General features: G+C 64.4%; 23 protein-coding genes. 12 read left to right on the top strand and 11 right to left on the bottom strand.

Annotated elements, in window-relative coordinates:
- The first annotated feature begins 21 nt into the window (after positions 1-21).
- The gene (locus tag PDM29_RS20405) at positions 22-1,584 is read left to right on the top strand and encodes a POT-type proton-dependent oligopeptide transporter (RefSeq protein ID WP_311191844.1); all 1,563 of its coding nucleotides are present in this window, start codon (positions 22-24) and stop codon (positions 1,582-1,584) included.
- Positions 1,585-1,592: 8 nt separating this feature from the next.
- Positions 1,593-2,219 carry a rhomboid family intramembrane serine protease gene (locus PDM29_RS20400; RefSeq protein WP_311191843.1) on the top strand — a complete coding sequence of 209 codons (627 nt, stop codon included), beginning with the start codon at positions 1,593-1,595 and terminating at the stop codon, positions 2,217-2,219.
- A gap of 126 nt (positions 2,220-2,345) precedes the next feature.
- Here PDM29_RS20400 and PDM29_RS20395 read toward each other — a convergent pair whose 3' ends face one another.
- The gene (locus PDM29_RS20395; protein ID WP_311191842.1) at positions 2,346-2,522 is read right to left on the bottom strand and encodes a hypothetical protein; all 177 of its coding nucleotides are present in this window, start codon (positions 2,520-2,522) and stop codon (positions 2,346-2,348) included.
- A 255-nt stretch (positions 2,523-2,777) separates the two neighbouring features.
- Here PDM29_RS20395 and PDM29_RS20390 point away from each other — a divergent pair, with 255 nt between their 5' ends.
- The 4 genes from PDM29_RS20390 to PDM29_RS20375 all read left to right on the top strand — a co-directional run bounded on the left by PDM29_RS20390 (position 2,778) and on the right by PDM29_RS20375 (position 6,999).
- The gene (locus PDM29_RS20390; protein WP_311191841.1) at positions 2,778-3,083 is read left to right on the top strand and encodes a GNAT family N-acetyltransferase; all 306 of its coding nucleotides are present in this window, start codon (positions 2,778-2,780) and stop codon (positions 3,081-3,083) included.
- A 64-nt stretch (positions 3,084-3,147) separates the two neighbouring features.
- Positions 3,148-4,011, top strand: coding sequence for a DUF3298 and DUF4163 domain-containing protein (locus tag PDM29_RS20385; RefSeq protein WP_311193845.1), 864 nt, complete (start codon positions 3,148-3,150; stop codon positions 4,009-4,011).
- A 13-nt stretch (positions 4,012-4,024) separates the two neighbouring features.
- Positions 4,025-5,143, top strand: a complete 1,119-nt coding sequence (gene cfa, locus PDM29_RS20380; protein WP_311191840.1) for a cyclopropane fatty acyl phospholipid synthase — start codon at positions 4,025-4,027, stop codon at positions 5,141-5,143.
- A gap of 305 nt (positions 5,144-5,448) precedes the next feature.
- A complete protein-coding gene (locus PDM29_RS20375) occupies positions 5,449-6,999 on the top strand; it encodes an MASE1 domain-containing protein (RefSeq protein WP_311191839.1) in 1,551 nt (516 codons plus the stop codon).
- Positions 7,000-7,142: 143 nt separating this feature from the next.
- Here PDM29_RS20375 and PDM29_RS20370 read toward each other — a convergent pair whose 3' ends face one another.
- Positions 7,143-9,308 (bottom strand): M3 family metallopeptidase, encoded by a 2,166-nt coding sequence (locus PDM29_RS20370; RefSeq protein WP_311191838.1) that lies wholly within the window; start codon positions 9,306-9,308, stop codon positions 7,143-7,145.
- A gap of 194 nt (positions 9,309-9,502) precedes the next feature.
- Here PDM29_RS20370 and PDM29_RS20365 point away from each other — a divergent pair, with 194 nt between their 5' ends.
- Entirely contained in the window at positions 9,503-9,985 is a 483-nt protein-coding gene (locus PDM29_RS20365; RefSeq protein ID WP_311191837.1) for a glutathione peroxidase, read from the top strand.
- A gap of 109 nt (positions 9,986-10,094) precedes the next feature.
- On the opposite strand, the gene PDM29_RS20360 is transcribed toward PDM29_RS20365, so the two are convergent.
- The 3 genes from PDM29_RS20360 to PDM29_RS20350 form a co-directional block, all read right to left on the bottom strand.
- Positions 10,095-10,874 carry a ferredoxin--NADP reductase gene (locus PDM29_RS20360; protein WP_282298522.1) on the bottom strand — a complete coding sequence of 260 codons (780 nt, stop codon included), beginning with the start codon at positions 10,872-10,874 and terminating at the stop codon, positions 10,095-10,097.
- 68 nt (positions 10,875-10,942) lie between these two features.
- Positions 10,943-12,808, bottom strand: a complete 1,866-nt coding sequence (locus PDM29_RS20355) for an ABC transporter ATP-binding protein (protein ID WP_425508696.1) — start codon at positions 12,806-12,808, stop codon at positions 10,943-10,945.
- A 168-nt stretch (positions 12,809-12,976) separates the two neighbouring features.
- Complete coding sequence (locus tag PDM29_RS20350) at positions 12,977-13,420, bottom strand: carboxymuconolactone decarboxylase family protein (protein ID WP_311191835.1); 444 nt, start codon at positions 13,418-13,420, stop codon at positions 12,977-12,979.
- Between the two features lie 181 nt (positions 13,421-13,601).
- Between PDM29_RS20350 and PDM29_RS20345 the strand changes: the two genes are divergently transcribed.
- A complete protein-coding gene (locus PDM29_RS20345; protein ID WP_125359291.1) occupies positions 13,602-15,119 on the top strand; it encodes a fumarate hydratase in 1,518 nt (505 codons plus the stop codon).
- A 148-nt stretch (positions 15,120-15,267) separates the two neighbouring features.
- On the top strand, positions 15,268-15,903 hold the full coding sequence (locus tag PDM29_RS20340) for a glutathione S-transferase family protein (RefSeq protein ID WP_311191834.1): 636 nt from the start codon (positions 15,268-15,270) through the stop codon (positions 15,901-15,903).
- A 134-nt stretch (positions 15,904-16,037) separates the two neighbouring features.
- Here PDM29_RS20340 and arsC read toward each other — a convergent pair whose 3' ends face one another.
- From arsC to PDM29_RS20325, 3 genes are all read right to left on the bottom strand, one after another.
- Positions 16,038-16,379 (bottom strand): arsenate reductase (glutaredoxin), encoded by a 342-nt coding sequence (arsC, locus tag PDM29_RS20335; RefSeq protein ID WP_311191833.1) that lies wholly within the window; start codon positions 16,377-16,379, stop codon positions 16,038-16,040.
- The gene (locus tag PDM29_RS20330; protein WP_311191832.1) at positions 16,379-17,545 is read right to left on the bottom strand and encodes a phospholipase A; all 1,167 of its coding nucleotides are present in this window, start codon (positions 17,543-17,545) and stop codon (positions 16,379-16,381) included. The genes arsC and PDM29_RS20330 overlap by 1 nt, the downstream gene beginning before the upstream one ends.
- 167 nt (positions 17,546-17,712) lie before the next feature.
- Positions 17,713-18,198, bottom strand: coding sequence for a DUF456 domain-containing protein (locus PDM29_RS20325; RefSeq protein ID WP_311191831.1), 486 nt, complete (start codon positions 18,196-18,198; stop codon positions 17,713-17,715).
- A 234-nt stretch (positions 18,199-18,432) separates the two neighbouring features.
- Between PDM29_RS20325 and PDM29_RS20320 the strand changes: the two genes are divergently transcribed.
- On the top strand, positions 18,433-18,642 hold the full coding sequence (locus tag PDM29_RS20320) for a cold-shock protein (protein ID WP_311191830.1): 210 nt from the start codon (positions 18,433-18,435) through the stop codon (positions 18,640-18,642).
- A 76-nt stretch (positions 18,643-18,718) separates the two neighbouring features.
- Here PDM29_RS20320 and PDM29_RS20315 read toward each other — a convergent pair whose 3' ends face one another.
- Positions 18,719-19,213 carry a glycine zipper 2TM domain-containing protein gene (locus PDM29_RS20315; protein ID WP_311191829.1) on the bottom strand — a complete coding sequence of 165 codons (495 nt, stop codon included), beginning with the start codon at positions 19,211-19,213 and terminating at the stop codon, positions 18,719-18,721.
- Positions 19,214-19,362: 149 nt separating this feature from the next.
- Between PDM29_RS20315 and PDM29_RS20310 the strand changes: the two genes are divergently transcribed.
- Entirely contained in the window at positions 19,363-20,154 is a 792-nt protein-coding gene (locus tag PDM29_RS20310) for a tRNA threonylcarbamoyladenosine dehydratase (RefSeq protein ID WP_311191828.1), read from the top strand.
- Between the two features lie 63 nt (positions 20,155-20,217).
- Here the strand turns inward: PDM29_RS20310 and PDM29_RS20305 are convergent, their stop codons facing one another.
- Positions 20,218-20,991, bottom strand: coding sequence for a TatD family hydrolase (locus tag PDM29_RS20305; RefSeq protein WP_311191827.1), 774 nt, complete (start codon positions 20,989-20,991; stop codon positions 20,218-20,220).
- Positions 20,988-21,212: a DUF6116 family protein gene (locus PDM29_RS20300; protein WP_311191826.1), complete on the bottom strand. Its 225-nt coding sequence runs from the start codon at positions 21,210-21,212 to the stop codon at positions 20,988-20,990. Before PDM29_RS20300 ends, PDM29_RS20305 begins: the two co-directional genes overlap by 4 nt.
- Before the next feature lie 161 nt (positions 21,213-21,373).
- Here PDM29_RS20300 and PDM29_RS20295 point away from each other — a divergent pair, with 161 nt between their 5' ends.
- The gene (locus PDM29_RS20295) at positions 21,374-22,189 is read left to right on the top strand and encodes a glycine zipper 2TM domain-containing protein (protein ID WP_311191825.1); all 816 of its coding nucleotides are present in this window, start codon (positions 21,374-21,376) and stop codon (positions 22,187-22,189) included.
- Positions 22,190-22,264: the final 75 nt, after the last annotated feature.

The following is a 22,264-nucleotide window of genomic DNA, read 5'->3' as shown; positions in this document are numbered from 1 at the left end:
CACGCAGGACAGCCCCATCGAATGAGCACGCATGCAGCCGCCAGCGCTGGCAAAGGAAAAATGCCAGGCCAGATTCCGTACATCATTGGCAACGAGGCCTGCGAGCGGTTCAGCTTCTATGGGATGCGCAACATCCTGGTGCAGTTCCTGATCACCTCGCTGCTGCTGCAGGAGATCACCGCCGAAGGACGGGCGGGCGAGGCCAAGGACATCATGCACAGCTTCATGATCGGCGTGTACTTCTTCCCGCTGCTGGGCGGCTGGCTGGCGGACAAGTTCTTCGGCAAGTACCACACCATTCTGTGGTTCAGCCTGGTCTACTGTGCCGGCCATGCGTGTCTGGCGCTGTTCGAGAACAGCCGTGAAGGCTTCTTCCTGGGCCTGGGCCTGATCGCGCTGGGCGCGGGCGGGATCAAGCCGCTGGTGGCCTCGTTCATGGGCGACCAGTTCGATCAGAGCAACAAGCATCTGGCCAAACTGGTGTTCGACGCCTTCTACTGGATCATCAACTTCGGTTCGCTGTTCGCCTCGCTGCTGATTCCGCTGGCGTTGAAGAACCTGGGCCCGCAGTGGGCGTTCGGCATTCCGGGCATCCTGATGTTCGTGGCCACCTTCGTGTTCTGGCTGGGCCGCAAGCGCTATGTGCTGGTGCCGCTGCCGCCGAAAGATCCGAATTCGTTCGGCAACGTGGTGCGCACCGCGCTGACCGCGCAGGTGCCGGGCAAGGGCCGTCCTGGCCTCACCTTGGCCGTGCTGGGCCTGGTGCTGGCAGTGGCCTCGATGGGGCTGGTCGGCACCCTGGGCATCGTGATCTGCCTGTGTATCGCGCTGGTGCTGGTGCTGGCCGGCGTGGGTGGCGGCACCTGGATCCAGCTCGACCGCGCCCGTGCGGTGCACCCGGCGGAGGCCGTGGAAGGCGTGCGCTCGGTGCTGCGCGTGCTGGTCATCTTCGCGCTGACCACCCCGTTCTTCTCGCTGTTTGACCAGAAGGCATCCACCTGGGTGCTGCAGGGCCAGCAGATGAGCATGCCCAGCTGGTTCACCGCTTCGCAGATGCAGGCGCTGAACCCGCTGCTGGTGATGATCCTGATTCCGTTCAACAACCTGGTGCTGTATCCGGCCCTGCGCCGCTTCGGCTTCGAGCCGACCGCGCTGCGCCGCATGACCGCCGGCATCGCCTTCAGTGGCCTGGCCTGGGTGGTGGTGGGCGGCATCCAGGTGATGATGGACGGCGGCGACGCCATGTCGATCTTCTGGCAGGTGCTGCCGTACGCGCTGCTGACCTTCGGTGAGGTGCTGGTCTCGGCCACCGGGCTGGAGTTCGCCTACAGCCAGGCCCCGCAGGCCATGAAGGGCGTGGTGATGAGCTTCTGGAACCTGACCACCACCATCGGCAACCTGTGGGTGCTGCTGTCCAACGCCGCCGTGCGCAATGAGACGGTGACCCACAAGATCGCCAGTACCGGCCTCAGCGAGGCGGCGTTCCTGATGTTCTTCTTCGCCGGTTTCGCCTTTGTCGCGGCGTTGGCCTTCGGTTGGTATGCCAAGCGTTATCGTATGGTCGATAACTACCGCGCTGCCTGAGTACTCCGATGACCCCCGTGAACCTGCTGCTGATCGCCATCACCGTCCTGGTGTCGTGGATGGCGTTCAAAAACCGTGCACTCGCCGACCGCCTGATCCTGTGGCCGCCGGCGGTGGACCGCAAGCGCCAGTACGACCGCCTGATCACGTATGGCTTCATCCATGCGGATCTGGCGCACCTGGCGTTCAACATGATCACCCTGTTCTTCTTCGGCGGGCAGATCGAACGGGTGATGCTGGGCCTGACCGGCAGCTACCTGACCTACCCGGCGTTCTATCTGGGGGCGCTGCTGGTCTCGATCCTGCCCAGTTATCTGAAGAACCAGAAGAACCCGAATTACATGAGCCTGGGCGCGTCGGGTGCGGTGTCGGCGGTGCTGTTCGCCTTCATCCTGCTCAGCCCGTGGAGCATCATCTTCGTGTTCTTCATCCCCGCGCCGGCGATCATCTATGCCGCGTTCTACGTGGGCTACAGCATCTGGATGGACCGCCGCGGCGGTGACCGCATCAACCACAGCGCGCACCTGGCCGGTGCCGCCTTCGGCGTGCTGTTCCTGCTGGCCATGCGCCCGGAGATCTTCCAGCACTTCCTGGCCGAGCTGAGCAACCCGCGCTTCAACCTGATGGGCGGTTGATGGTTGGGCGGGTCACGACCAACGGTCGTGACCTACCGGGGATGCCGATCGGGAATGCCGATCGGGGATGCCGACCGGGAATGCCGATCGGGTAGGTCACGACCGTTGGTCGTGACCCACCAGATATCAGGCCGCAATGCGGCCGTCGACCCCGTAGGCGCTGAGCAGCCGGGCGTACACCTCGTGGTCGATCAGGTCGAATTCCGACCCCTGGGTCTGGCCGTTCAGCGCCAGCTGGAACAGGCCTTCCAGCAGCGAGCTGTCGGCGTCGACGGGCAGCGAAGGTGCGGGGGTGTTGTCCATGTACGACTCCTTATGACACGGAGAGGGCAGGCAGATATCGCAAGGCTCGTGCCAGCTTTTGCGACCTGTCAGTTCCCTGTATCGGCTTGAGACGGCCAGACTTTAGGGCGCAGCCACGCATGGCGTCGCACTACGGGTCGCCCGGGGCGACCCGGATGTGACGCAGAACGTCCAAAACCGCCCCGATTCAGACTTCACGCGGCCGTGGCGGGCGGCTCCGCACTATCGCGGCAGTCGCCGCAGGAGACCTTGCCCATGGCTTCCGTCACCCCGCCCGGATTGGCTTACGAGGTGGAGCACGACCGCGTGAACCGACGTTTCAAGGCCCGGGTCAGGGGGCATGAAGCGGTGCTGGACTACCAGCTCAAACGCAAGCGCATGACCATCGTCCATACCGGCGTGCCCGAGGAGATCGGTGGGCGCGGTATTGCCGGTGAACTCACCAAGGTCGCACTGCGCTTCGCCCGCGAGCAGGGCTACAAGGTGATACCCGCCTGCGAATATGCCGAGGCGTTTCTCGAGCGGCATCACGACGAATACCAGGACCTGCTGGCCGGCTGAACGACGATGAGTTGTGCTTCACGGAAGAAGGATCATCATGCGTGGATTCAACAAGGGGATTGCAATGAAGATCGCAGGAAACCGCCGGGCACTGGGTTACGGCGGCTGGGTGCTGGCACTGGGCGTGGTACTGCTGGCAGGCTGCAAACGCGACGCGGAAGCACCGGCGGATGCGCCGGCACAGGACCCGACCGCCGCGCTTCCGGAAAATGTCGACGCACCGGCGGCACCGGAGGCCCCGGTGGAACTGCGCGATGTGATCGAAAACTCGCCCAAAGCCGTCATCGGCATCAGCTACCCGCAGGACGTGAGCCAGTACCCAGGCCTGGCCAAGGCGCTGTCGGACTATGCCACCGCCGCACGCGGCGAACTGCAGCAGGCGGTCGACGGGCTCGGCAACGACACCCCGACCATGCCGTACGAGCTGTCGCTGAGCTTTGAAAAGCTGCTGGAAACGCGGCAGCTGGTAGTGATCAGCGCCGACGGCAGCCGCTATACCGGCGGTGCCCACGGCGAACCGCTGGTCGCCCGCTTCGTGTGGCTGCCGGAACAGCAGAAGCTGCTCACCGCAGAAACGCTCATTCCCGACACCAAGGGCTGGGCGGCGGTCAGTGACTACGTGGCTGACCAGCTGCGCGAGCGCGTGGCCACCCGCCTGAGCGCCGAAGACATGGAGCCGGGCCAGCTGCAGGAATCGCTGCGCAGCGCCAGCCGCATGATCGCCGACGGCACCGGGGCCAGCGCGGACAACTTCAGCCAGTTCCAGCCGGTGACCGATCCGCAGGGCCAGATCACCGCGCTGCGCTTCGTGTTCCCGCCGTACCAGGTGGGGCCGTATTCGGACGGCACCCAGACCGTGGACGTGCCGGCCAGCCTGCTGGCCCCGCACGTGGCACCGGCCTACGCCGGCCTGTTCGCGAAGGGCTGAGGCGGAGGCGTGCGTGGACGTCGGGCTGCAGCATCGGGTTGCCGAACTGCTGCTCGAGGCGGACGTGATCGTGGGCGGCAGCCGCCCGCATGACCTCCATGTCCACGACGACCACTTCTATTCGCGGGTGATCGCCCACGGCTCGCTCGGCCTGGGTGAAAGCTACATGGATGGTCAGTGGGATGCCGTGTCACTGGACGGCTTCCTGCTGCACCTGATGCAGGCCCATCTGGACGAACGCGTGCACGGCTGGCGCGAGCTGGCTGATGCGCTCAAGGCGCGCTTGTTCAACCTGCAATCCGGTAGCGGCGGCCTGGAAGTGGGCAAGCGCCACTACGACCTCGGCAACGATCTCTACCAGGCCATGCTCGGTCGTCGGTTGGTATACAGCTGCGGCTACTGGGCCGATGCGCTGGACCTGGACAGCGCTCAGGACGCCAAGCTCGACCTGATCTGCCGCAAGCTGCGGCTGCGCCCGGGCCAGCGCGTGCTCGACATCGGCTGCGGCTGGGGCGAGGCGCTGGAATACGCGGCAACGCGTTACGGCGTGTCCGGCGTCGGCATCACCATTTCGCAGGAGCAGGCCGAATTCGCGCGCCATCGCTGCGCCGGCTTGCCGGTGGAGATTCGCCTGCAGGACTACCGCGAGCTGGACGAATCCTTCGACGCCATTCTGTCGGTGGGCATGTTCGAGCACGTGGGCGACAAGAATTATCGAACGTACTTCGAGACGGCACGGCGCTGCCTGAAACCCGACGGCTTGTTCCTGCTGCACACCATTGGCAGCAACATCTCGCGCCACCGCACCGACCCGTGGATCGCACGCTACATCTTCCCCAATTCGATGCTGCCCTCGGCCGCGCAGATCACCGACGCCTATGAAGGCCTGTTCGTGCTGGAAGACTGGCACAGCTTCGGCGCGGATTACGACCGCACCCTCCAAGCCTGGCGGGCAAATGTGGAAGCCGCGTGGCCACGCCTGGACCCGCAGCGTTACGACGAACGCTTCAAGCGCATGTGGCGCTTCTATCTGGCGGGTTCCATGGCCAGCTTCCGCTGCCGCCACGCGCAACTGTGGCAGCTCGTGCTCTCGCCGAACGGCATCCCCGGCGGCTACATAGCCCCCCGATAAACATGAATGTCGGAACGGTAGAGTCGGTCGCAAGACGACTGCCGATAACGGCAATCACCGCATTAACGCATGGACCCAAATCGGAACTGCTGTGTCCGTTACGACATCCCCACGCCCCGTCACAACACGCTTGAACCTCGCGAACTCCAAACCCCGCCTGACCACCACATAGGAACTGTTTCAACTTTGCTCCAATCCCCATAAATCGCATTGCTCCCCCGCAACGCACCCCCTACTTTCCCGCCCTCGCAACAGGCAGGCGTCGCAGACGGATTGCGACAACGGCCCACCTAAGGAGGGTAGGGATGTCGGACAGCAAGCTGGTACGGGGATTTCAAGCACGGCTGCTGGAGCTGCCGGAAGGGTTACTGATTGCGGTGCTGTACGCGGCGGCGTGCTGGGCTTCGCGGCAGGTGTCCGTTGACCAATTCTTCCTGCCCGCTGGTATCCGCATTGCAGCGCTCCTGGTGTGTCGGCCACGCATGTGGCCGTATCTGCTTCTGGGGGACTACGCCTACTTCGCGTGCGTCCGTGCACCCATGGTCGAGAGGTATGGTCTGACGTGGGCGTTGATCGCTTCGTGTTACCCGTTTCCTCTGGTTGCCTCATTGGTTCACATGTGCCGCCGGGAAGTGCGCAGCGGTGACTACGCGAGCCTCCTCCCCATCTCGCTCATCTCCGCAATGGCTATCAACTTTCTTAACGTCACCGCTGCGCATCTTCTCTGGCCGGCACCACCACAGGGTGATTACTGGGTGCTCGGGGTTCGATACACAATCGGTGAGTTTCTTGCGATTGTGACGGTGGTCCCCCTTGCAATGCTCTGGCTGCGGCCAGCCCCACTACGCACATTGGGAAGTTGGCTGCATGCGCCAACGCTCATCATGGTTCTGGCCTTGGCCTCGATGACCGGGTTTGCCTTGTGCGCGCCCAACCGGTACCTAGGGGACGTGCCGATACAGCTGCTAATGGCTCTTCCTGTTATCGGGCTTGCATTTCTGCATGGCTGGCGCGGCGTCGCGATAGGTGTTCCTGCACTCAACTTCGCGGTTCATCTTTCGACTGCAACCACCGGCTTTCCGGGATCGTTCGATCCATCGACATTCACGAATCAGGTAGGTGTCGCCCTCGTTGCGGCCACTTTGGTTCTCTTCGGCTTGGTAGCTCGACGCGATGAGGGGGCGTCAGCGAAGCTACTGCCGGTGGCGACCGGAGACCACCGGGCGTTCCGATTCTCCCAGCACGCGTTGGAGATGACGCTCAGAAGACATGTGCTCGGCATCAGAAAGATCTACGAGGACATAGATCGTTCGGTATGCGATCTGTCGGATTGGCTTGAGGAACGGAAGTACACGGAAATGGCGAAAGTCATGCGGCAGTTCGCTACCATCAGCTCGCGGGAAATGCGTGATAAGTCGAGCCTGATCTATCCGACCTCGCTGGAGCATGTTGGGTTGTACCTGGCGCTTCAAGTGGGTGGAATCGGTCAGGAGTGGCGCAGCAGTCATCGCGTGGCCGAGCATCAGCTAAGTGGCGATCCCTGTCAGCTGAGCATGCCGCTTCAGTTGGCGGCGTATCGGGCGATCACGGAGACGGTGTCATTGATGCTGGATATGGAGCGCGGCCCGTTGCGCCTGCGGGCTAGATGCGGTTGCTTTGGCGGAAAGCGGGGTGTTGTCATCGTGATCGGATTGCTCGACGCGAGCGCGTATCTAACCCCGCAGTTTAGGGGTGCTTACATGCAGCGCGTCGCAGCGATCATTGCAACATATGGCGGGCGAATTGAGTATCAAGGCAACAGGGTGCGGATGTCGTTGGTGGACGCGGATGAAGTCGGTTCCTTGTCGCGTCCATGAGCCGGGCGGGGTTTCAGCCACGCAGGGCGTGGCTCTACGGCTGCGGCGAAGTGTAATGGGCGTTCGGGCATCGCGCGGACGCGCATGGCGCGTCCCTACGCCCCAACAAAAAACCGCCCGGGGTTACCGGGCGGTTTTGAGGGTTACTTCGTTTCCGAAGTCAGACCACGCTTCTCAAGCAGCGGCTCGATCTGCGGCTCGTGGCCGGCGAAGTCGCGGAACAGCTGCATCGCGTCCACGCTGCCGCCCTTGGACAGCAGGGTCTGGCGGAAGTGGTCGCCATTCTTGCGGCTCAGGCCGCCGTTGTCGCGGAACCACTTCTGGGTGTTGGCGTCCAGCACTTCCGACCAGATGTAGGCGTAGTAGCCGGCCGAGTAGCCGCCCATGATGTGGCTGAAGTACGGGGTGCGGTAACGCGGCGGCACCGGGGCGAAGAAGATGCCGTCCTTTTCCAGCGCGGCACGTTCGAAGTCCATCACGCCCTTGGCGGCCGGTACCTGGTCGGCACTGATCTGGTGCCAGCGCTGGTCCAGCATGGCGGCGCCCAGGTATTCGGTGGTGGCGAAGCCCTGGTTGAACTTGGCTGCGGCAATCACCTTGTCCAGCAGTTCCTGCGGCATGGCGGTGCTGTTCTGGTAGTGCTTGGCGTAGTTCTTCAGGATCAGCGGATTGTCGGCCCACATCTCGTTGACCTGCGAGGGGAACTCGACGAAGTCACGCGGCACCGAGGTGCCGGAGAAGTAGGGGTACTTCACGTTCGAGAACATGCCGTGCAGGGCGTGGCCGAATTCGTGGAAGGTGGTGGTCACTTCGTCCCAGGTCAGCAGGGTCGGCTGGCCGGCCGGCGGCTTGGGAATGTTGAGGTGGTTGGCCACCACCGGCTTGAAGCCGGTCAGTTCGGACTGCGACACGTACGAGTTCATCCACGCACCGCCACGCTTGGAGGCGCGCGCATACGGGTCGAAGATGAAGATCGCCAGCTGGCTGCCGTCGGCATCGAACACGTCATACACGGTGACGTCTTCGTGGTAGACCGGCAGGTCGGTGCGCTGCTTGAAGGTCAGGCCGAACTCCTGGTTGGCGGCGAAGAACACGCCGTTTTCCAGCACGTTCTTCATTTCGAAGTACGGCTTGAGCTGCGATTCGTCGAAGTTGTACTTGGCCTGGCGGACCTTCTCGCTGTAGAACGCCCAATCCCAGGCTTCCAGCTTGAAGGTCGGCTTGCCGGCAGCCTTCTGTTCCTTGTCGATCATCGCCTGCAGGTCAGCGGCTTCGCGCTTGGCGTTGGCCACCGCGGCCGGGGCCAGCTGGCCCAGCATGGCGTTGACCGCTTCGGGGGTCTTGGCGGTCTGGTTGGTCAGGTTGTACGCGGCGAAGTTCGGGAAGCCCATCATCTTGGCCTTCTCCGCACGCAGGGTCATGATGCGCGAGACTAGGGCGGTGTTGTCGAACTCACCGCCGCGGCTGCCACGGGTGGTCGACGCGTCGAAGATCTTCTTGCGCAGATCACGGTTGGTCAGGTTGGTCAGCGGCGGCTGGCCGGTGGTGTTGAGCAGGGCGATGACGTACTTGCCGTCCAGCTTGCGTGCCTTGGCGGCTTCGGCAGCGGCGGCGATCTGCTCGGCGGACAGGCCGTCCAGCTGCTTGACGTCGTCGACCACCACGGCCGAGGCGTTCACTTCGTTCTGCACGTTCTGGCTGAACTTGGTGCCCAGGTTGGCCAGCTCGGCGTTCATTTCCTTCAGCTTGGCCTTGTCGGCGTCGTTGAGCTTGGCACCGGCGCGGACGTAGCTTTCGTAGTACTTCTCGACCAGACGCACGCCTTCGGCGTCCAGACCCAGCTGGGTGCGGGTGTCATACAGCGCCTGGATGCGGGCGAACAGCTTGCCGTTCAGCGCGATGGCGTCGCTGTGCGCGGCGAACCTGGCCGAGTAATCGGCCTGCAGCTTCTTGCGGGTGTCGTTGGTATCGGCACCGACCAGCGAGAAGAACACGGTGGTGGCGCGGTCCAGGGTGTCACCGCTCTTTTCCAGGGCGATGATGGTGTTGTCGAAGGTCGGCTTGGCCTTGTTGTTGGCGATGGCTTCGACTTCCTTCAGCTGCTGCGCCATGCCGGCGTCGAAGGCGGGAGCGAAGTCGCTGTCCTTGATCTTGTCGAACTGCGGGAAGTGCAGCGGCAGCGGGCTGTCGGCGAAGAACGGGTTGGCCTGCTGGGCGGCAGTGGCGGCCGGGGTGGCGGCAACAGCGGAGTAGGCGGGCAGGGCCAGGCCGAGGGTCACGGCGACAGCGAGGGCAAGACGGGTGGTCAAGGGGAAATCTCCGGTCAGACAAGTGCCCGAGGGTAACCCGGAAGAAACCGGGGCGGCTTGTGTCAAAAGGCATGTGCGACATAGGGGGGAACCCCGTAGAGCCACGCCCTGCGCGGCTGCGACCGTGTCCGGCATGGCGCAGCCACGCAGGGCGTGGCTCTACAATGGGGGACACGACCTTCCGGAGAGATGCCATGACCACCGCCTTCGATTTCTCGTTCGTGGACCTGGCTGGCCAGCCGCAGGCCCTGGAGCAGTACAAGGGCAAGGTGCTGCTGCTGGTGAACGTGGCCAGCAAATGCGGCTTCACCCCGCAGTACGAGGGGCTGGAAGCCCTGTGGAAGGAGTACGGCCCGCGCGGGCTGGTGGTGGTGGGTTTCCCCTGTGACCAGTTCGACCACCAGGAGCCGGGGAACGCCGAGGAGATCCGCAGCTTCTGCTCGCTGACCTATGAAGTGGACTTCCCGCTGTCGGAGAAGATCGACGTCAACGGCGACAAGGCGCATCCGCTGTGGCAGTGGCTGAAGGCCGAGAAGACCGGCCTGCTCGGCACCAAGGGCATCAAGTGGAACTTCAGCAAGTTCCTGGTTGGCCGCGATGGGCAGGTGCTGGAACGCTATGCGCCGACCGACAAGCCGGAAAGCCTGCGTGGGGATATTGAGAAGGCGCTGGCGTAACCCGTTGTCGCGGTGCCGGGCATCGCGATGGACGCGCATGGCGCGTCCCTACAAATGGTCGATCCCGTAGTGACACGCCATGCGTGTCACCGTAAACCCCGGATCGCGATTATTTCTCGACGAACGCGCGCTCGAACACGTAATGCCCCGGCGTGCCAATGCGCGGTGAGGTCTGGAAACCACGCGCGTCCAGCACCTGGCGCAGGTCGGCCAGCATCTGCGGGCTGCCGCAGATCATGGCGCGGTCGTTTTCCGGGCTCAGTTCCGGCAGGCCCAGGGTGCGCTGCATTTCACCGCTTTCCAGCAGCGAGGTCAGGCGGCCCTGGTTGGGGAACGGTTCGCGGGTGACGGCGGGGTAGTACAGCAGCTTGTCGCCGATCATCTCGCCGAGGAACTCGTGCTCGCGCAGTTCCTTTTCAAACAGGTCGCGGTAGGCCAGGTCCTTCTCGAAGCGCACGCCGTGAGTGAGGATCACCTTGTCGAAGCGCTCGTAGGTTTCCGGGTCCTTGATCACCGACAGCCACGGGGCCAGGCCGGTGCCGGTGCCCAGCAGGTACAGGTGCTTGCCCGGGTGCAGGTCGCTGATCAGCAGGGTGCCGGTCGGCTTCTTGCCCACCAGTACCTTGTCGCCGGGCTTGATGTGCTGCAGGCGCGAGGTCAGCGGACCGTCCTGCACTTTGATGCTGAAGAACTCCAGGTTCTCTTCCCAGTTCGCGCTGGCAATGGAATACGCGCGCAGCAGCGGCCGCGCCTCGGTTTCCAGGCCGATCATCACGAATTGGCCGTTTTCAAAGCGGAAACCGCTGTCACGGGTGGTGGTGAAGCTGAAGTAGGCGTCCGTCCAGTGACGGACTTCAAGCACCGTTTCGGCACCAAAAGCGGAAGACATGGGGGTGGGTCTGATCTGGTTCGTCGCCGGTATTCTAGCTCAAATGAGATAAATTCTCATTGAACCCGTTACCGATACCCCGCCGCCTGCAGCTCGAACAGCTCTGCATAGCGCCCGCCCTGGGCCATCAGTTCAGCGTGGGTGCCACTGGCCTCCAGCCGGCCCTCGGCCAGCACCAGAATCCGGTCTGCCATGCGCACCGACGAGAACCGGTGTGAAATCAGCACCGCCGTTCGGTTGTCAGACAGCTCCTTGAAGCGCTGGAACACCTCGAATTCGGCGCGTGCATCCAGCGCGGCAGTCGGCTCGTCCAGAATCATCACCTGGGCATCGCGCATGTAGGCACGGGCGATGGCGATCTTCTGCCACTGGCCGCCGGACAAGTCCACACCCTGCTTGAAGCGCCGTCCGATCAGCTGGTCGTAGCCGTCGGGCAGCCCGGCAATCACCTCGTCCGCCATGCCACGGCGGGCGGCGTCGCGGATCCGGGTGTGGTCGTCCATCGCCCCGACCAACCCCACGCCGATGTTCTCGCCGGCAGTCAGGTTGTAGCGGACGAAGTCCTGGAAAATCACGCCCATGTTGGCGCGCAGGTCGTCCAGGTCGTAGTCGCGCAGGTCGCGCCCGTCCAGCAGGATGCGACCCTCGTCGGGGTCGTACAGGCGCGCCAGCAGCTTCACCAGGGTGGTCTTGCCGGCCCCGTTCTCGCCGACCAGGGCCAGCACTTCGCCGGCGCGCAGCTCAAAGCTCAGGTGACGGACCGCCCAGCGCTCCGCCTCGGGGTAGCGGAAACCCACGTTGTCGAAGACGAAGCCCAGGATGATCGGCTGCGGCACCGGCACCGCGTCGGTGCGTGAGTGGATTTCCGGCTGGATCTGGAAGAACGAGAACAGATCGTCCAGGTACAAGGCCTGGCTGGCCACCTGCGAGAAGCCGATCAGCAGACCCTCCAGCAGCTGGCGCAGGCGCAGGAAGCTGCCGGCCAGGAAGGTCAGGTCGCCGATCGAGAAGTCGCCGCGGACGGTGCGCCAGGCGATGTAGGCATAGGCGGTGTAATACCCCAGCGTGCCCAGTGCGGCCAGCAGCGTGCCCCAGAACGCGCGTTTGCGCGCCAGCCGCCGGTTGGCCTGGAAGAACTTGTCGGCCAGGAAGCGGTAGCGGTCGATCAGGAACCGGTGCAGGTTGAAGATCTTCACTTCCTTGGCGGTTTCGACGCTGGCCCCGATCTGGCGCAGGTAGTCGAGCTGGCGGCGCTCGGGGGTCCATTGGAAATTGAGGCTGTAGCCGGCCGCGTTGAAGTGGGATTCGCCGATGAACGCCGGCACCAGTGCCACCGCCAGCAGCAGGATCAGCCACGGCGCGTACACCAGCAGGCCGACGGCCAGGCTGGCCACGGTGATCGCATCCTGTACCTGGCCGAACAGCTGGCTCATCAGGTTCATCCGGCCCATGGTCTGGCGCCGGGCGCGGTCCAGCTTGTCCTGCAGGTCGGGGTCTTCGAAGTCCTCCAGATCCAGCTCGGCGGCGTGCTCCATCAGGCGCACGCTGGTGGCGTTGGTGAACAGCTCCGACAGCAGGGTATCGGCGTAGCTGACGATGCGGCCGAGCAGGTCCGAGGCGATGGCCAGGCCGAACTCCAGCGCCAGCAGCACCAGCAGGGGGTTGAGCAGGCCGCTGGACAGCGCTTCGCTGAACGGAGGGAAGCCGGCTTCGTGGCGGCTCAGCAGCAGGGCCGCATCGATGATCAGCTTGCCCACATACAGCATCGCCACCGGCAGCAGCGCGCGGATCACGCGCAGGCCGAGGCTGGCGGTGGCCAGCCAGGGGCTGGCCTGCCAGATCTGGCGCAGGAACGGCGGCAGGTTGCGCAGCGCCTGGAAGCGCTCGCGCAGGCTGGGGTTTTTGCTGGGGGTAGGGGCAGGCATGGCGATCATTGTGCCTGCGAGCGCCGTGATCGGACGGTTGCGGAACGCCCCGGCGCGTTGCGCCGCCGCCCGACCAACGGTCGGGCGCTACCGGTCCGCGTCCCCGGTAGGTACTGACCGTTGATCGACACGCCCTTTCGCGTCCCCGGTAGGTACCGACCGTTGGTCGGTACGCCTTTACGGCAGCGGCGGCAGCAGCCCCGCACCCAGCCGGTTCCACGCATTGATCACCGCAATGCCCATGCTCAGGTCACTGATGCCCTTCTCATCGAAATGCGGGGCCAGCGCGTCGAATGCGGCATCCGAAGGAGCCCCGCTGGGCAACCGGGTCAAAGCCTCGGCCCAGCCCAGCGCGGCTTTCTCACGATCATCAAAGAACCGGCTCTCATGCCAGGCAGGCAGTGTATCCAGCTTGCGCGGTTCGATCCCGCCTTTGCGCAGGGCGGTGCCGTGCATGTCCATGCAGTAGCCGCAGCCGTTGATCTGGGAGACACGCAGGAACACCAGTTCCATCAGGGTCGGGTCGACGGAGCTGTCATGCACGGCCTTGCTGGTGGCCAGCAGCGCTTTGAAGGACTCGTGGGCAAGGCGGGCATACGGAACACGCGGGGAAGCAGACATTGCAGGAACTCCATGACGTCCAGAACGGGCGTCTTCATCGTAGTAGACGGGGCAGGGCAGGTGGCTGTGACAGTCGCGCAACGGTCTGTCCGGGCGTTGTCAGGAGTCATTCCCAACTCCGTCTGGCCGGAGGGGTAAAATGGTCGGCTACTCCCGCCAGCCCCGAGCAAGCGAGCATTACGTGACATCGATCAAGCAGGAAGACCTCATCCAGTCCATCGCCGACGCGCTGCAGTACATCTCGTACTACCACCCGGTCGACTACATCAAGAGCCTTGCCGCCGCCTACGAGCGCGAGGAGTCGCCGGCGGCGAAGGAAGCGATGGCGCAGATCCTGATCAACTCGCGCATGTGCGCCGAAGGCCACCGGCCGATCTGCCAGGACACCGGCATCGTCACCGTGTTCCTGGAAATCGGTATGAACGTGCGCTGGGATGACGCCACCATGGGCGTGGAAGACATGGCCAACGAAGGCGTGCGCCGTGCCTACAACCACCCGGACAACAAGCTGCGCGCCTCGGTGCTGGCCGATCCGGCCGGCAAGCGTATCAACACCAAAGACAACACCCCGGGCGTGGTCAACGTCAAGATCGTGCCGGGCGACACCGTCGAGGTGATCGTGGCGGCCAAGGGCGGCGGCTCGGAAGCCAAGAGCAAGTTCGCCATGCTCAACCCGTCCGACTCCATCGTCGACTGGGTGCTGAAGACCGTGCCGACCATGGGTGCCGGCTGGTGCCCGCCGGGCATGCTCGGCATCGGCATCGGCGGCACGGCTGAAAAGGCGATGCTGCTGGCCAAGGAATCGCTGATGGAGCCGATCGACATCAACGAACTGAAGGCGCGCGGCGCGTCCAACCGCGCCGAGGAACTGCGCCTGGAGCTGTACGACAAGGTCAATGCGCTGGGTATCGGCGCGCAGGGCCTGGGCGGCCTGACCACGGTGCTGGACATCAAGGTCAAGGACTTCCCGACCCACGCCGCGAACCTGCCGGTGGCGATGATTCCGAACTGCGCGGCCACCCGCCATGCGCACTTCACCCTGGACGGCAGCGGCCCGGTGATGCTGGATCCGCCGTCGCTGGAAGACTGGCCGCAGATCACCTACGACGCGTCCAAGGGCACCCGCGTGGACCTGGACACGATCACCCCGGAAGACGTGGCCAGCTGGAAGCCGGGCCAGACCCTGCTGCTCAACGGCAAGCTGCTGACCGGCCGCGACGCGGCGCACAAGCGCATGGTGGACATGCTCAACAAGGGTGAGCCGCTGCCGGTGGACCTGAAGGGTCGTTTCATCTACTACGTGGGCCCGGTCGATCCGGTGCGCGACGAAGTGGTGGGCCCGGCCGGTCCGACCACGGCCACGCGGATGGACAAGTTCACCCGCCAGGTGCTGGAACAGACCGGCCTGCTGGGCATGGTCGGCAAGGCCGAGCGCGGCCCGGCGGCGATTGAAGCGATCCGCGACAACAAGTCGGCCTACCTGATGGCGGTGGGCGGTTCGGCCTACCTGGTGTCCAAGGCGATCAAGGCGGCCAAGGTCGTTGGCTTCGCCGACCTGGGCATGGAAGCGATCTACGAGTTCACCGTGCAGGACATGCCGGTCACCGTGGCGGTCGATTCCACCGGCGAGTCGGTGCACACCACCGGCCCGCGCGAGTGGCAGGCCCGCATCGCAGGAATTCCGGTCGTCGTAGCATAAACCGCACCCCGTCCGTAGGGACACGCCATGCGTGTCCTCGCGGTCTCGGGAACCCCGCGGACACGCATGGCGTGTCCCTACGCCCCCTATCGCGGCGGGCGCGTTGTAGACACATAATCGGGCTCCCATCCCGACCGGCACGGCGCCCATGACCACCACGCTCTACGGCTCCCGCAGCACCGCCTCGCTGGTGGTGCATTGGCTGCTGCTTGAACTGCAGATCGAACACGAACTGATCCTGCTCGATTTCGACACGCGCGAACAGAAGGCGGTCGACTACCTGGCCCTGAATCCAGCCGGCCGCGTGCCCACGCTGCTGATCGACGGACAGGTCCTGACCGAAGCCGCCGCCATCGCGCTGTACCTGGCCGACCGCCATCCGCAGGCCGGCCTGCTGCCGGCACCAGGAACGCCAGCACGCGGTGTGGCCTATCGTTGGATGTTCTGGTGCGCCAATACCCTGCAGCCGGCGTATCGGGCGTGGTTTTACGCCGACGAAGTGGCGGGGCCTGAAAACGTGGAAGCGGTACGCGAACATGCCCGCCAGCAGCTTGAAAATGCCTGGCAGCAGTTTGCCGAGCATATCGAGGGTGCAGGCCCGTACGTGCTGGGCGAGCAGCTCAGCGTGGTCGATTTCATGCTGGTGATGCTGATGCGCTGGTCGCGCAACATGCCGCGGCCGACGGATACGTGGCCTGTGTTGAAGGCGTATGCGGATCACCTGAAAGCGCGTCCTGCATTTGCCGAGGTGTATCGGCGCGAGGACATCACTGATTGGCGGTGACGGTCTTCGTTTGGGTCCACGGTGACACGCATGGCGTGTCCGCGAACGCAGGATCATGGCTTTGACACGCATGGCGTGTCACTACGATCCATGGTCGGGCGACCTTGTAGGGACACGCCATGCGTGTCCGACGCTTACAACAACGCCAGCACCTTTTCCGGCGGTCGGCACAGGTTGGTCCCCTTCGGCGTGATCACCACCGGTCGGTTGATCAGAATCGGGTGCGTCTGCATCGCAGCCAGCAGGGCTGCATCATCCGCCCCCTCCAACCCCAGCTCGTCAAACACCGATTCCTTGCGCCGCACCAGTTCGATCACCTGCAATCCGGAATCCTTCAGCACCTTGCGCAGCTCCGCCTCGCTCGGCACATCGGTCAGGTAATCGCGGATCACCGGTTCGATCCCCGCCGCGCGGATATGTTCCAACGCCCCGCGCGAGTTACCGCAGCGCGGGTTGTGCCAGATCGTTACCGTCATCAGTACCACTCCAGCAGCGAGACGCCCACGCCCACGTACGTGGCCTTGTGGTTGTAGTCGATCATGCTTTCACCATAGCCATCGAAGACCTGGATGTGCCCGCGCAGCAGGTTGCTGATCGGGAAGCCGTAATCCAGCTGCAGCGCGCCGTGCGAGCGGTCGCCGCCGCGCAGCGAATGCCGCGCCAGCAGTGAGACCTCATGGCCATTGCGGTTCCAGGTCAGCACCGCGTCGCCACGGCCCATGTAATCTTCGATGTCCGGGTTGTTGTCGTCTTTGCGGTCTTCCGGCAGGCGGTACCACGGGCGCAGCACCAGTGCCCAGTTCTCACGGTCCAGGCCGACATTGAGGATGACCCGGTTCCAGCTGCGCGACAGCGGGTCGGCGCGACCGTTGGACTGATGGGTGAGGCTCAAACCCGCCATGCGTCCGCGCCAGCCACCGATTGAATAGCCGGTGCGGAACATCATCATCACTTCCGGCTCGTAGTTGGTTTCGCGGAAGGGGCGCGAGTTGTCGGCGTTGTAAGCCTGCCAACGCGAGCTCTGGGTATAGCCGGCCCACAGGTCACCGTTGTCGCCGAACACGTTTTCCCACACCTTGGTCTTGAAGCTGAGCTGGAACTTCAGCTCGTTGCTGTCCAGCTGCTGCGGCGTGGTGACCGTGTTGTCCGGGTTGGGCGATTGCGGCATCTGGTTCTTGTCGCTGGTCCAGAAGGCCGGCAGCAGGTACACCGGCTTGTAGGCGCGCAGCTGGAACGCGCCCAGCTTGGAGTCCTGCGCCAGTTCCCAGCGGCTGTCCAGCAGCGAGCCTTTGCCGGCGTTGGCCAGTGCCGACTCATGACCATCGTTCTTGAACAGTTCGCCCAGGCGATGCTTCACCTTTTCGCCAGCGGGCGCGTCGGCCTGCGCCTCGCGCGCGGCCTGGCGTTCCTCGCGGCGCGCCTGCTGCGCGGCGACGGCGGCGGCATCAGCCTCCTGGGTGGTCTGTACGCCTCGCCGGAACAGGGTGTCGTAGCACGCCAGGCGGGCAGCGTCGGAGCCAACCAGTGCGCAGGCTTCGGGCGTAGCCGGGGTCGGGGCGACTTCCTGTGCGGCGACGGAGAAGCTGGCGCAGGCCAGGCCCAGAGCGCAGAACAGGGCAGAGCGAGGGCTGGGTGTGGTCATGGGGGCGGGCCGCACGGTAATTGGAAACCGGCACATTCTGCACCAGATGTGGCGATGTCGTCGTAGAGCCGGGCTTGCCGGGCTGCCCTTCGCCTGATGTTTCCCGCCAACAGCAGCCGGGCAAGCCCGGCTCTACGGCTCAGACCCCTGCTGCCAAGGCAGGCGGCCTAGAAGAACCACGAGAACGCAAAGATCCCCAGCATCGCGATCGCAATCGCCAGCTTCAACGCCACCCCCAGCAGGATCCCCATCCAGGTCGCCAGCCCCACCTTGGTCGACCGCCCCAGCTCGCGGGTGTGCCAGTACTCACCGGCCAGCGCCCCCAGCAAAGGCCCGGCAAACAGCCCGATCGGCATGAAGAACAGCCCGACGATGCTGCCGATGAAAGTTCCCCACAGCGCCTTGCTGCTGGCCTGCACCCGCTTGGCCCCGACCACCGTGGCCAGGATGTCCACCGCGAACGAAGTGAGGGTCAGCAGCCCCAGCACCGTCAACGGTACCCAGCCGACATGGCGGAAGCCGTCGGTCCAGGCCGCCGCCAGTAGACCGGCAAATACCAGGGGAATACCGGGCAGAGCGGGCAGGATGATCCCGGCGATGCCCACCAGTACCAGCACGACCGCGAGGAAGTAAAATATGAATGAAGGGTCCATTCTGTACCGTACGGTTTTGGAAATAGGGTTGACTTATTCGAATTTGGTATGTTGCTTTTTGATTTTGCCCGGGTTAAGTTGCAGGCGCTGAGCTTGGCAAGGTCACCGTGGATCGTGGCCTGATGATGCTAGATCCGTCCAGATGCATCTACGCACCTCGCTTCCCCCCTTGCTGTCAGCCGCCGTAACAGGCGTATCCAACGACTAAGCAAAGATCCCCAGGGAGTAAGTGAGATGGCTGATAAAGAAACTGGTACCGTGAAGTGGTTCAACGATGCCAAGGGTTTTGGTTTCATCAGCCGCGAAAGCGGCGAAGATGTGTTCGTGCATTTCCGCGCGATCCAGAGCCAGGGCTTCAAGAGCCTGAAGGAAGGCCAGAAGGTCACCTTCACGGTTGTGCAGGGCCAGAAGGGCCTGCAGGCGGACGCAGTCGAGCCGCTGTAACACGGTTTTTCCCCTGTTTCAAAAGGAAGGCCCGCGCAAGCGGGCCTTCTTCGTTATCTGCGATGGGACCTGAAACTCAGCGCAGAATCACCCGGCCATTGACCACGCGCACATAGGTATTCTCGCGAATACCGCCCAGGTCGCGCTGGTTGACCACGACGGTGCGGCCGTCATCCATGCGCACGGTGATGTCGAAGGTGTCGCTGGTGACGTTCTTCTGGATCTGGTTGCCGGCCAGCGCACCGCCGATGGCACCGGCTGCGGCCGCGACATTCTGGTTGCCCTTGCTGCCGCCGGTGTGGTCGGAGATCTCATGGCCAGCCACGGCACCGACAATGCCGCCCAGGATCGCGCCGGTGGCGGCGGGGGCGGTGCGGCCGGAGGCCACGGTGTTGATGCGGGTAACGATGCCGCAGTCAGCGCAGCGCGACTGGTTGTAGCCGCCGCTGTTGCCATAACCGTTGTTGTAGCCGCCATTGTTGTAGCCGCCACCGCCGTAACCCGGCGAGGTGGCACAGCCGGCCAGTGCGACGGTGGCCACGGCAGCGGCAGCAATGAGTTGAATCTTCATGAGGGTTCTCCTGGCCAGATCGGGTGGTTGCATGCGTCTGGTGCGCATGGGGCGATCCTGTCCTGCCGAGTGTGAACAGGACGCCAATCCGGACGCGGATTCGTGGCTGGCAGATGAATCAGGGCACCCGGACGTCTAAAATGCCGCCCATGAACGACGTATTGCGTGAGCGCTTTGCCGGCATCGACCGGTTGTATGGGGTAGGCACCGTGGACCTGCTGTCGCGCCGCCGGGTGGCGGTGGTCGGCATGGGCGGGGTCGGCTCATGGGTGGTGGAGGCGCTGGCACGCACGGCGGTGGGGCACCTGACCCTGATCGACGCCGACGACATCTGCGTGTCCAACACCAACCGGCAGCTGCCGGCGCTGGCCGGCATGTACGGTCGCAACAAGGCCGAAGCGATGGCCGAGCGCTGCCGCGCGATCAACCCGGACATCGACGTGGACCCGGTGGCAGCCTTCCTCACCGTGGGCAACATGGAAGAACTGCTGGACCGTGGCTTTGACCTGGTCATTGACGCCTGCGACAGCTTCCGGGTGAAAGTGGAAACCATTGCCTGGTGCCGCCGGCGCAAGCTGCCGATCCTGACCGTCGGCGCGGCCGGCGGCCGTACCGATCCGACCCTGGTGCGGGTGCGCGACGTCTCGCGCACCGAACACGACGCCATGCTGGCGTTGATCCGCAAGAAGTTGCGCAGTGACTTCAACTTCCCCAAGAACGCGTCGCGCTATTTCGGTGTTCCGGCGATCTATTCGCTGGAGAACGTGAAGTACCCGCAGGCGGATGGCAGCGTGTGCGGGCTGCGACCGCAGCTGGGGGCCGATGCGGCATTGAAGCTGGATTGCGGTGCCGGGCTGGGCGCGGCCACGCATATCACCGGCGCGTTCGCATTTGCGGCGGTGGGCAAGGCGCTGGAGATGCTGCTGAAGAAGCGGGCCTGACGTAGGGACACGCCATGCGTGTCCAACGTAACCCGTCACCGCGCGGACACGCATGGCGTGTCCCTACATTCGGTCAGCCAGCCCAAACAGCTGTTTCGCATTCGCCGTGGTCTGCGCCGCAACCACCTCCGCCGGCTCCCCGCGCAGCTCCGCCACGGTCTCCAGAATGACCGCCAACCGTGCCGGCTCATTCCGTTCCCCACGAATCCCGGCATCCGGCTGATCCGGTGCATCGGTTTCCAGCAGCAGTTGCTCCAACGGCATCTGCGCCACCAGTCGTCGCAGCCGCTGCGCACGGTCATAGGTAATCGGTCCACCCAGGCCGAGCAGAAAGCCCAGCTTGTGCAACTGATCAGCCTGCTCGGGACTGCCCGGAAAACTGTGCACCACGCCCCGCAGCCCACCCACCTGCTTGATCGCGGCAATCACCGCATCCACCGCGCGCCGCGCATGCACGATCACCGGCAGGTCGAAGTCGCGCGCGATCTTCAACTGTTCGACGAAGTAGAACTGCTGCTGCTCGGCATCCAGCCCCTCCACAAAGAAATCAAGCCCGCATTCGCCAACCGCGCACGGTCGTTCGCGGGCGATCCACTCGCGCAGCTGTTCAAGATGCCCCGGACGGTGCTGGTCGAGAAACATCGGATGCAGGCCATACGCGGGGTACAAGCCGTCGTCCAGCTCGCAGGTGTCGCGCAGCTTGGGCCAGCTCGCAGCGGTCACCGCCGGCAGCACCTGCGCACGCACGCCCGCCGCCTGCGCGCGGGCAATCACCTCGGCGCGGTCAGCATCGAACTCATCCGCATCCAGATGGCAGTGGCTGTCGAACAGGATCACGCGCGCGGCGGCGTCGGCAGGGTGGGCGGCAGGTCGTCGCTGCGCCGCTTCCAGTTGGCCAGCAGCAAGGTGCCCAGCGCGAACAGGATCTCGTCCACGAAGGGCACCGGGTCCGGAATGAACAAGGTCAGCGCGAACAGCGCGGCGGTGATCTTGAACAGGGTGGGGTAGCGCAGCCGACGCGCCCAGTTGACGATCGGAAGCAGCAGGGGATTGGGCATCGCGGAGTCCTCCAGTAATGCTGTAAACGCTATCACGCGCCGTAGAACGACAGAACCTGAATGGGCGATGCGGCTGTAAGCGTCATGTGGAGATTCCGTTCAGGTGTTGCATGCTGGAATCCTCACCAAGAACGTTGCGGATCGTCCGCAGGGAGTCGGAAATGAAAAGCACAACTACTACTGCTCTGGTCGCTGCAGGTGCCCTGCTGGTCGGTGGCATCGCCACCGCTGCCTTCATGAAAAGCGGCAACTCCGCGGACCCGGTGACCGCCGCGCAGCCCCGACCGACCCTGGACACCACGCCGCTGGCCAATGACGGTGCCGCCTCTGACGCGGTGCCGGTGGACGCGCCGCGCGGGCTGGAATATGCCGACGTGGTCAAGGTCGATCCGTTGACCAAGAAGGAAAAGGCCTACGCCACGGTGATCGGCACCGAGCCGGTGCGCGAAACCTCCACCACCCAGACCCCGCATGAGGTCTGCCAGGACGTGGTGGTGCAGGAGCGTCTGCCTGAGCGCGACGGCAATGTCGGCGGCACCGTGGCCGGTGCCGTCATCGGCGGCCTGCTCGGCAACCAGGTCGGCGGCGGCAACGGCAAGAAGGCCGCCACCGCAGCCGGTGCCGTGGCTGGTGGCGTGATTGGCAACCAGGTCGACAAGCGCCACGTCGGTGGTCGCGTGGTCAACCGCACCGAGCGCCAGTGCCACACCGAAACCGCCACCTCGGAATCGACCAAGGTCACCGGTTACAACGTGACCTACCGCAATGAAGACGGCACCACCGGCACCATGCGCATGGCCAGCAAGCCGGGCACCCGCATTGCCATGGGTACCACCGATGCGGTCACCGGTTACAACGTGACCTACCGCTATGACGGCGTCGAAAAGACCGTGAAGATGGACAACAAGCCGGCCAGCGACCGCCTGCCGGTGGTGGATGGCCAGCTGGTCACCCAGACGGCTGCGGTATCGAACTGACGGTTTGACGGATTGCCGGGCATGGCCCGGCACTACACGGCAACCAGAAATCAATGATCGAAACCGAATAGGCCG

The organism is Stenotrophomonas oahuensis (genome assembly GCF_031834595.1).
Taxonomy (GTDB): Bacteria; Pseudomonadota; Gammaproteobacteria; order Xanthomonadales; family Xanthomonadaceae; genus Stenotrophomonas; species Stenotrophomonas oahuensis.
Note: the sequence above shows the minus strand (reverse complement) of the source record. Positions and strands in the feature narration are given on the sequence as shown.